This window comes from Planctobacterium sp. R6 (assembly GCF_055755215.1).
On the sequence record NZ_JBVTQY010000089.1, the window covers coordinates 1 to 2,007 of the forward strand.

1 protein-coding gene and 1 other RNA gene are annotated in these 2,007 nt (G+C 46.7%); one reads left to right on the plus strand and one right to left on the minus strand.

Annotated elements, in window-relative coordinates; translation table 11 throughout:
* Window positions 1-29 precede the first annotated feature (29 nt).
* Window positions 30-1,355, minus strand: a complete 1,326-nt coding sequence (locus tag AC0J20_RS23245) for a hypothetical protein (protein ID WP_473023591.1) — start codon at window positions 1,353-1,355, stop codon at window positions 30-32.
* A 126-nt stretch (window positions 1,356-1,481) separates the two neighbouring features.
* Here AC0J20_RS23245 and rnpB point away from each other — a divergent pair.
* Window positions 1,482-1,823: RNase P RNA component class A (rnpB, locus tag AC0J20_RS23250), an RNA gene on the plus strand.
* The last annotated feature ends 184 nt before the right edge of the window (window positions 1,824-2,007 follow it).

Consider the following 2,007-nt stretch of genomic DNA (forward strand, 5'->3'; position numbering starts at 1 on the left):
TTCACTCAAACCTGTCATCCACCCCCTGTCTAACAATACGAAAAACTGAGGCGACAACTATCCTGACACAGGGGGGTTTTACCAATGACGTGGTTCAGTGCAAACGCATTAAACTGCAGTCCTCTTGTGGCAACGCGACAAATTGGTACGTCAGATTGTTTTGGGAACAAAGAGTTAACCACGGCATATTCGTACCTGTCCAAATCAAAACCATCGGAATCTTTGGGGATATAGGCAATACCAAATCCCTGTGGGAAGATTCCCAACATTTCTATCAGGGCATCGCTGACGGCTTTGTTATAGGCGCCGAGTTCGGCTCCCCTCTCCATGACCGCGTTAACGCGGGGCAGAGATTCGTAGCTGTAATTGTCTTTGGTTGACAGCACTACAGAGCAATAAACCTGTGGCACCTTTAACAGGTTGCCAATGCCGTCACCGGGGTTAATAGCGCCTTTTAACAGGTTCCTGATGAACAGGAGTTTGCGTTTTTCGTTGTCGTTAAATGCGGCGCGTTCCTCTTTGCTGTTTCCAGCGTACTTCTGCATTCCTAAACCCTGAGTGACAAACTTAAGAGATTGGGTATAGTTTATTTTTAGCAGGTTATTGCGCTCTTCTTTTTCCAGCATGCGAAACTCATCGAGATCACCGTCTTCGCCGCGCAGTATCAGATCCGCATCTGGGTGAACCTGACCAATATCCTGACATAAGCAGGCAATAATCAACGGAATTTCAACATCAGTGCGATAGGGAGAGGTTTCCTCTGATTGTTCATCGGCCTCTGCCATGTAGTCGATGTTTTCCTGAAATTTGGCACACAGGTATTCGTCTTTTATTTTTTCTTCATGCAGTAAATGATGCACCAGGCGAACGGACAATATCGCCTTGTAAAGGTGTTTGGTTTTTTGATTTTGTTTGGCTACATCGCGACCTTGCGTGGGCGACAATAGTTGTAAGGTACCTAGCGCCCGTGCAACATTGCTGTTGAAATCCTCAAGGCTTTTGCCCTGCAAGGTTGACATCAGGTCGGTGGTGATTTTGATGACCTTTTCCAGACGGGCCAGTCTTTTTTCTTCCAGCTCGCGCTCTATGGCTTTGTAGTTGATTTCCAGGGTGTCTTTTCTGGCATTGAGTTTCTTAAGCTTTTCCGCATCGGAAGTCATATCGATAGATTCATCAACATCATCGATTTGAGATTTAGCGAATGCAAGACGCTTTTCATTTTCTGGTGCCTGAGAAAAGTAATCAGCGGCAATTTCAAATAAAGAATCTTTAACCGGGGATACACTATAAATTCGTTTCAGGAGATCTTTCAGTAATCGGGTGTGGGAAGCGTCACCCTGTGGACCCTTGCTCATTTGTGCTCGTTAGTCATTTTTTACATTTCAGTTTAGATTAGTTTTATCACTTTGCGCCAGTTAGCGCAAAACAAACACTAAATATTTAATGATTGTGAAATTCCCTGAACAACGTAGAATAGCGGGCGAGCTGACCAGACAATCGCCGCTTGCTTGCAGGGGGAGGAAAGTCCGGGCTCCATAGGGTAGGATGCCAGATAACTTCTGGGCGGCGTGAGCCGACGACAAGTGCAGCAGAGAGAAGACCGCCTCAGCAATGGGGTAAGGGTGAAAGGGTGCGGTAAGAGCGCACCGCACCACTGGTAACAGTGTGTGGCGAGGTAAACTCCATCCGGAGCAAAATCAAATAGGGTTCCTTATGGCGCGACCCGCGTTGGAACCGGGTAGATTGCTTGAGCCTGTGAGCAATTGCAGGCCTAGATGAATGATTGTCCACGACAGAACCCGGCTTACCGGTTAGCTCCCCAACTTCAGAAAGCCCTGATTTCTTTTCAGGGCTTTTTATTTTGGACAATCAGATGAATGATTGTCCACGATGGATTATCCATGACAAGAGCGGCGGCTTATCGGTTAGCTGTAGAAGTCGGCATCTGATCTGACGAATACCAGTTTTTGGTTAGGTGTCTCGTCAGATTAGTTTGCGCTCAGATTC

What these genes read in the sequence shown, in the direction of transcription:
- AC0J20_RS23245 (WP_473023591.1), bottom strand. Translation starts at nt 1,355, where the DNA reads ATGAGCAAGGGTCCACAGGGTGACGCTTCCCACACCCGATTACTGAAA.